General features: G+C 69.4%; 5 protein-coding genes. 2 read left to right on the top strand and 3 right to left on the bottom strand.

The window, feature by feature from the left end:
• Positions 1 to 417: 417 nt before the first annotated feature.
• A complete protein-coding gene (locus ACFULQ_RS47895) occupies positions 418 to 1,425 on the bottom strand; it encodes a stage II sporulation protein M (RefSeq protein WP_383557811.1) in 1,008 nt (335 codons plus the stop codon).
• Between the two features lie 129 nt (positions 1,426 to 1,554).
• Between ACFULQ_RS47895 and ACFULQ_RS47890 the strand changes: the two genes are divergently transcribed.
• Positions 1,555 to 2,583, top strand: coding sequence for an RDD family protein (locus ACFULQ_RS47890; protein ID WP_383557808.1), 1,029 nt, complete (start codon positions 1,555 to 1,557; stop codon positions 2,581 to 2,583).
• Positions 2,584 to 2,621: 38 nt separating this feature from the next.
• Here the strand turns inward: ACFULQ_RS47890 and ACFULQ_RS47885 are convergent, their stop codons facing one another.
• Both ACFULQ_RS47885 and ahcY read right to left on the bottom strand, forming a co-directional pair.
• Positions 2,622 to 3,251 carry a hypothetical protein gene (locus ACFULQ_RS47885; RefSeq protein ID WP_383557805.1) on the bottom strand — a complete coding sequence of 210 codons (630 nt, stop codon included), beginning with the start codon at positions 3,249 to 3,251 and terminating at the stop codon, positions 2,622 to 2,624.
• Positions 3,252 to 3,436: 185 nt separating this feature from the next.
• On the bottom strand, positions 3,437 to 4,894 hold the full coding sequence (ahcY, locus tag ACFULQ_RS47880; RefSeq protein WP_383557802.1) for an adenosylhomocysteinase: 1,458 nt from the start codon (positions 4,892 to 4,894) through the stop codon (positions 3,437 to 3,439).
• A 457-nt stretch (positions 4,895 to 5,351) separates the two neighbouring features.
• On the opposite strand from ahcY, the gene ACFULQ_RS47875 reads away from it, so the two are divergent.
• A complete protein-coding gene (locus ACFULQ_RS47875; protein WP_383557800.1) occupies positions 5,352 to 7,709 on the top strand; it encodes a fructose-specific PTS transporter subunit EIIC in 2,358 nt (785 codons plus the stop codon).
• The last annotated feature ends 50 nt before the right edge of the window (positions 7,710 to 7,759 follow it).

Below are 7,759 nucleotides of genomic sequence, written 5' to 3'. Positions count from 1 at the left end.
CTGGCGTTGATTTTTGGCACGCTGTTGAGTTCTCAAGGAACGGACGCTTCCTTTGTACTCACCCTCTCGGGCTTTCCTCCGGGCTTTTCCCTTCGATCTTGCGTTTCCGACTCTATCAGACCGTTTCCGGTTCCGATTTCCTCGGTGCTTTCCAGGTTCCCGCTTCCGCGTTTCCCTTTCCGGCGCTCCCAACATTATCAGAAGTTTCGGGCCGGACTGACCGACCATCTGTTTCCGATTTATCGGGAAGGGCTCCTGCGAAATCAAGATTCTCAGAAGCAGACAGACACTCACCGCTGCCGAGCGAGATGAACCCAGCTCCAGGCAACTGTTCGAATCTACCTCCCCGCATCGTCCGTGTCAACGGCTCCTGTGGGGCGAAGGAGACAGTAGCAGCTCAATACGGTCGCCTGCACATCAGGCGGCCGTGGGGACAACGGCGCTGCGCTCGGCCGCGTCGACGTCGCCCGTGTCGCCGGCACGCGCGGCCCGTCCGCCCAGGACGAAGACGTAGGCGAGGAAGGCCAGCTCGGCGACGACTCCGATGGCGATGCGGGCCCAAGTGGGCAGGCCTGAGGGAGTCACGAAGCCCTCGATGGCACCGGAGACGAAGAGGACGAGGGCGAGGCCTATCGCCATGCCCACGGCGGCTCGGCCCTCCTCGGCCAGTGCGGTGCGCCTGGAACGGGGACCCGGGTCTATCAGGGTCCAACCGAGCCGCAGTCCCGTGCCGGCGGCGACGAAGACCGCGGTGAGTTCGAGGAGGCCGTGCGGGAGTACGAGGCCCAGGAAGGTGTCGAGGCGGCCGGCCGAGGACATCAGGCCGACGCCGACGCCGAGGTTGAGCATGTTCTGGAAGAGGATCCACAGGACCGGAAGGCCCAGGAAGACTCCGAGAACCAGGCACATCGCGGCGGCCTGGGCGTTGTTCGTCCACACCTGGGCGGCGAAGGAGGCCGCGGGGTGGCTGGAGTAATACGTCTCGTACTGGCCGCCGGGACGGGTGAGCTCGCGCAGTTCGGTGGGGGCCGCTATGGAGGACTGGACCTCGGGGTGGGTGCCGATCCACCAGCCCAGGAGGCCCGCGATGGCGGTGGACAGAAGTGCGGTGGGCACCCACCAGCGCCGCGAGCGGTAGACGGCGGCGGGGAAGCCGTACGCGAGGAAGCGGGTGACATCGCGCCAAGAAGCGCGGCGTGTGCCTGTGACGGCACTACGCGCGCGTGCCACGAGTTGGCTGAGGCGACCGGTGAGCTGGGGGTCGGGGGCGCTGGACTGGATCAGGGAGAGATGGGTGGCGGTGCGCTGATAGAGGGCGACGAGTTCGTCCGCCTCGGCGCCGTTGAGGCGGCGCTGGCGCCGGAGCAGGGCGTCGAGGCGGTCCCACTCGGCTCGGTGGGCGGTGACGAAGACGTCGAGGTCCATCGGTTTGCCTGCTCCTCGGCTGATCGTCGGTGGCCGTCGTGAGAGTCAGCTTGTCGTACTGGGGCGCGATGCGCCCTCAGCTTGGCAGACTGGCCGTCCAAGAGGCAGGTCAGGGGAAGGGCGGCGGGCGTGAGTGAGCTGGTGACGGGCGAGGCGGTGGCGCTGGAGCTGCGCCCTGCGAGGCTGCCCAGCAGGGCGTTGGCCGTGCTGATCGATCTGGTCGTGGCCATGGTCGTCTACATCGCCGTGACCATCGCGCTGGTGGCCGCTTCCGCTTCTCTCGACGACGCGGCACAGGTCGCGATCTCGATCGCCACGTTTCTGCTCGTGCTGGTGGGTGCGCCGATCGCGGTCGAGACGCTGAGCCATGGGCGGTCCCTGGGGAAACTCGCCGTGGGGCTTCGTGTGGTGCGGGACGACGGTGGGCCGATCCGGTTCCGGCATGCTCTCGTGCGGGGCGCGATCGGGGTCGTCGAGATCGTGATGACGTTCGGGGTCGTCGCCTGTATCGCCTCGCTCGTTTCGGCCCGTGGACGACGGCTCGGTGACGTGTTCGCGGGGACGTTGGTCGTACGGGAGCGGATTCCTGTCGCGCCCAGTGGTTTCGTGCCGCCGCCTCCGCCCTGGCTGGCCGGGCGGTTCGCGGAACTCGATCTGTCGGCGGTTCCCGACGGTCTGTGGCTTGCCATCCGGCAGTACCTGACGCGGATGCACCAGCTGGATCAGCAGGTCGGCTGGGCCATGGCGGAGCGGCTCGCGTCCGATCTCGCGGCACGGACCGGGGCTCCGGCGCCGCAGGGTGTGCCGCCGGGCGCGTATCTGGCGGCGGTGGTGCAGGAGCGGCAGGCGCGTGAGGTTCGGCGGGCCTTCGGCGGTGGTACGCCGGAGGGGGCGCCGTCCCATGCGTCGGCACCGTCGCCTGTAGCGGCGTACGGCCCGGGTTACGGCCCTGCGGCCGGGGCGCCGGGTGGCTACCCGTATCCGGGTGGGCAGCCCACTCCTGCGTCCGCTCCTCAGCCGCCCTTCTCGTACGGCGCCGAGGCGGCTCCTGACCTGGGACGTCCCGGCGTCCCTGCGGACGGGGGGACGTCCGAGGCATCCCGGCCCGCCGTGCCGCCGGAGGGCAGGCCCGCGTCCGGGTTCGTGCCGCCGGCGTGAAGCCCGGCCGTTCGTGACCGCTCGTGGTGGAAGCCGGTTCAGTTGAGCGGTGGTTCGGGGAACGCGGACGGCGGGGATTCGAGGTCTTCCAGCTCGATCCCGGGGGCCGCGAGGACCACGTCCCCGGCGATGTGCACGGTGTGCTGTTCGCCGGTGTCCAGGGCTGTGACCTGGTATTCCTCCACGGTCAGCGGGCCGTTGTCAGTGGCGTGTGCTTCTCTTTTCAGCAAGGTCCAGGACTGGTCCACGGTGCGCGGGGCGAGGACGGGGTCCGTGAAGGCCACGAGGCGTACGCGAGTTGCTGAGGCGGAGGGGGTGAGGCGCAGGAGACGGGTGGTGGCGACGAGGAATGCGGGGGATGTGCCGGTGAAGGCGTGGGCGGCGACGTTGCCTTCCGTGGCGTGGGTGCCGGTGGGGTCCGTGCGGACCCAGGTGACACCGTCGAGCGCGGCACCGCGCACCTGCCAGCTCGCGGCGTGGAGTTCGAGGCGGATGGGGCGGCCGAGTTCGTCGAGGGTGAGGTCGACCGAGCCGCTGTGACCGCCCTCGGGGGTGGTCAGTTGAGAGACGTAGCGCCAGCCGGACGGACCGGGGGCGCACTGGAAGTGTTCTTCTGCGAGGGGGGTGTGATCGTGCGGATCGTGGAGCGAATAGCGGCCGCGGGGCATGGGGGTCCTGGGTTCTGACGGGTTGTCCGGGGTGTGCGGCCTGTCCGGGCTGACGGTCGCGCGGCGGAAAGGCTGGGCCGAGGGCGGGTCACTGGGCCAAAGGGGCAGGCCCCCGACACGGGGGTGCGGGGGCCTGCCTCTGAGGAACTACTGCTGTGCCGTGAACCGCTGCTGTGCCCTGCGGCTCAGTAGCGGTAGTGGTCCGACTTGTACGGGCCGTCGACCTCGACACCGATGTACGCCGCCTGCTCCGGGCGCAGCTGGGTGAGCTTCACACCGAGCGCGTCCAGGTGGAGGCGGGCGACCTTCTCGTCGAGGTGCTTGGGCAGCACGTAGACGTCGGTCGGGTACTCGGACTGCTTGGTGAACAGCTCGATCTGGGCCAGGGTCTGGTCCGCGAACGAGTTGGACATCACGAAGGACGGGTGGCCGGTGGCGTTGCCCAGGTTCAGCAGGCGGCCCTCGGACAGGACGATGATCACCTTGCCGTCGGGGAACTTCCAGGTGTGGACCTGCGGCTTGACCTCGTCCTTGACGATGCCGGGGATCTTGGCGAGGCCGGCCATGTCGATCTCGTTGTCGAAGTGGCCGATGTTGCCGACGATCGCCTGGTGCTTCATCTTGGCCATGTCCGAGGCCATGATGATGTCCTTGTTGCCGGTCGTGGTGACGAAGATGTCGGCCTTGTCGATGACCTCGTCCAGCGTCGTGACCTGGTAGCCGTCCATCGCCGCCTGGAGCGCGCAGATCGGGTCGATCTCGGTCACGATGACGCGGGCGCCCTGACCGCGCAGGGACTCCGCGCAGCCCTTGCCCACGTCGCCGTAGCCGCAGACGACCGCGGTCTTGCCGCCGATGAGGACGTCGGTGGCGCGGTTGATGCCGTCGATCAGGGAGTGGCGGCAGCCGTACTTGTTGTCGAACTTCGACTTGGTGACGGCGTCGTTCACGTTGATCGCCGGGAACAGGAGGACGCCGTCGCGCTGCATCTCGTACAGGCGGTGGACGCCCGTCGTGGTCTCCTCGGTCACGCCGCGGATCTCCGAGGCGAGCTGGGTCCACTTCTGGGAGCCGTTGCTGATGGTGCGGTTCAGGAGTTCCAGGATGACCCGGTGCTCCTCGTTCTCGGCGGTGTCGACCGAGGGGACCTCGCCGGCCTTCTCGTACTCGACGCCCTTGTGGACGAGGAGGGTGGCGTCACCGCCGTCGTCCAGGATCATGTTCGGGCCGCCGGTGGGGGTGTTCGGCCAGGTCAGCGCCTGCTCCGTGCACCACCAGTACTCCTCCAGGGTCTCGCCCTTCCAGGCGAAGACCGGGACGCCCTGGGGGTTGTCCACGGTGCCGTTCGGGCCGACGGCGATGGCGGCGGCCGCGTGGTCCTGGGTGGAGAAGATGTTGCAGGACGCCCAGCGGACCTCGGCGCCCAGGGCGACCAGGGTCTCGATGAGGACGGCGGTCTGCACGGTCATGTGCAGGGAGCCGGTGACGCGGGCACCGGCAAGGGGCTGCGCCTCGGCGTACTCCTTGCGGATCGCCATCAGGCCGGGCATCTCGTGCTCGGCGAGGGTGATCTCCTTGCGGCCGAACTCGGCCAGGGAGAGGTCGGCGACCTTGAAGTCCTGTCGGTTTTCGACAGTCGTCATTGCGAGCTGCTCCTCGGGATTGGGTCGAGGGTGGGTACGGCTGGTCTGCGCGGCGGCGGACACAGGGGTGCCCGAAGAGGACACAGGCATGCCCGGTGCGCGCAGCGCAGTCCGTCGGAGGCCCTCTCTCCCTCGGTCGGTCCGCGGTGGGACCGCCCGACCGCCATCAGCAGCGACGTCTGGCTCCGTCCCAAGCTACACCGGTCGGCGGGGCGACCCCAGTCCGTCTCCGAATACATCAAGCCGATCACGAGGTGATGTCGGGAACATCGGCGGGGTGCGGGCGGGCTCTGGGGCCGGTGCGGACCGGGTGGCAACAGAGCAGGTCATCGAGGGGCTTTTGTCCTTGGGAGGCGTGGGCAGGTGCGGGAGGATGCACAGCGATCGGCACAGCTGATCGATCTTGCGGGGCGCTCGGGACGGCGTTTCCGCGTGACAAAGGCGTGAGGAGATCGACGTGACCAGTCCAGCCGGGCCTCCCCCCACGGGCGGCGACAGCGACGAGCAGCGGGTCAAGCTGCTCGCGGTGACCGCGTGCCCGACCGGCATCGCTCACACGTACATGGCCGCGGAGAAGCTCGCGCAGGCCGCCGCGAGCCGTGGCCTCGACATGAAGGTGGAGACGCAGGGATCGATCGGGGCTGAAAACGTCCTCGACGACAACGATGTCAGCTCCGCGGACGGCATCATCATCGCCGCGGACAAGGACGTGGACCTGAGCCGTTTCGTGGGCAAGCGGGTGCTGACCGTGGGGGTGGCGGAGGGAATCCACCACCCCGAGCGACTGATCGAGCGGGTGCGGTCGGCGCCCGTGCACAGGGCCGGTGCCGCGCGGGACGCTGCCGCGTCGGGCGGTGGCAAGGAGCGGAGCGTCGGGTACAAGGCGCTGATGAACGGGGTCAGTTACATGATCCCGTTCGTGGTGGTCGGCGGCCTGCTGATCGCGATCTCGCTCTCGCTCGGCGGGCACACCGACCCGTCCGGCGGGCTGGTCATCCCGAAGGACTCCTTCTGGATGGACATCAACAACATCGGTGTCATCGGCTTCACGCTGATGGTGCCGATCCTGTCCGGCTACATCGCCTACGCCATCGGGGACCGCCCCGCGCTCGTGCCCGGCATGATCGGCGGCTGGATAGCGAACACCGGCGCGCTGTACGACTCGAAGGCGGGCGCCGGTTTCATCGGGGCGATCGTGACCGGGTTCCTGGCCGGGTATCTGGTGCTGTGGATCAAGAAGGTCAAGGTCCCGAAGTTCGTGCAGCCGATCATGCCGATCATCGTGATCCCGATCGTGGCGACCACGGCGTTGGGCTTGTTCTTCATCTACGTCATCGGGAAGCCGATCTCCTGGGTGTTCGAGCACCTGACGGACTGGCTCAGCGGGATGACGGGCACCAGCGCGGTGCTGCTGGGCGCGATTCTGGGGCTCATGATCGCGTTCGACATGGGCGGGCCGGTCAACAAGACGGCCTTCCTGTTCGGCGCGGGGCTGATCGCGACCGGCAACCAGACGGTCATGGGCATGTGCGCGGCGGCGATCCCGGTCATGCCGCTGGGGCAGGGTCTGGCCACGCTGATACGGAAGCGGCTGTACACCGAGCAGGAGCGGGAGACCGGGCTGGCCGCGCTGTTCATGGGCTGCTTCGGCATCTCCGAGGGCGCGATCCCGTTCGCGGCGGCACGGCCCGCGCAGGTCATCCCGGCCAACATGCTCGGCGGGGCGGTGGCCGGTGCGATCGCGGGGGTCGCCGGGGTCGAGGACGCGGTGCCGCACGGTGGGCCGATCGTGGCCGTGCTGGGGGCGGTGAGCGGGGTGCCGATGTTCTTCGTGGCCGTGGTGATCGGTTCGGTGGCCACCGCGCTGACGACGGTCGCGTTGATCGACATCGGTGAGCGGGGACGCGGGCGTGGGCCTGAGGCGCCGGCGAGCGGGCCGGGTGCGGTCGGGGCACTGGAGCCCGCGTTGGTCGGGGTGGGTTCCGGGGCGACAGCCGGCGGAGCCGCCGGTGCCGTGGTGGCGCAGCGGGTGGTGGCTTCGTCGTCGGGTACGTCGGCTGTCGAGAGGACGGCGGGCGGGACCGCGGAGGCGGCGGGCGCGGGGGCCGGCGCAGAGGCTGAAGGTCGTCCCGGGACCGGTGTCGAGACCGGAGAGGGCGTCGGCGTGGAACCCCGGGCGGGAGCCGAGACCGGATCAGGTGCCGCGGCTGCCACTGGTCCCGGGGACGGGACTCATCCCGGCGCCCAGGCCCAGGCTGCTGCCGGCGTCTCCCCCGCAAGTCCCGCAGCTGCCGCTGCCGGCTCCCCCGCCGCCCCAAGTGCAGAAACTGCCGACTCCCCCACAACCGGCGCCCACCACCAAGTCCTCTCCGGCTATCTCACCGAGCAGACCGTGAAGGTCGCTCTCGATGCTCGGGGCAAGGAGGCCGCCATCCGGGAGATGGCTGAGCTGCTCGCCCGGACCGGCAAGGTGGGGGAGGTGGAGCAGTTGGTAGCCGCCGCCCTGCGTCGGGAGGAGCAGGGGACTACCGGGCTTGGGGAGGAGATTGCTGTTCCGCATGCCAAGACGGATGCGGTGACCGCGCCCGTCGTCGGGTTCGCGCGGTCCGTCGAGGGCATCGAGTGGGGTTCGCTGGACGGCACGAGGGCCAGGCTGGTGTTCATGATCGCCGTGCCGGAGGCGGCCGCGGGCGACGAGCACCTGCGGATCCTGGCGCTGCTGTCGCGGAAGCTGATGGATGCCGGGTTCCGGGAGCGGCTCATCGGGGCGCCGGATGAGAAGGCGGTCCTCGGAGTGCTGGGCGAGATCCGGTAACTGCCGGAGTGGCCGAAACCGACGGGGCCCGCCGAGAGATCGGCGGGCCC

It is taken from the genome of Streptomyces sp. NPDC057253, assembly GCF_042669125.1.
Classification (GTDB): domain Bacteria; phylum Actinomycetota; class Actinomycetes; order Streptomycetales; family Streptomycetaceae; genus Streptomyces.
The sequence above is the reverse complement of the archived record's forward strand: the minus strand, read 5'-3'. Positions and strand labels throughout refer to the sequence as shown.

Bases quoted from the DNA above. Each gene is read 5' to 3' on its own strand.
- ACFULQ_RS47895 (WP_383557811.1), bottom strand. From the start codon at position 1,425: ATGGACCTCGACGTCTTCGTCACCGCCCACCGAGCCGAGTGGGACCGC.
- ahcY (WP_383557802.1), bottom strand. From the start codon at position 4,894: ATGACGACTGTCGAAAACCGACAGGACTTCAAGGTCGCCGACCTCTCC.
- ACFULQ_RS47885 (WP_383557805.1), bottom strand. From the start codon at position 3,251: ATGCCCCGCGGCCGCTATTCGCTCCACGATCCGCACGATCACACCCCC.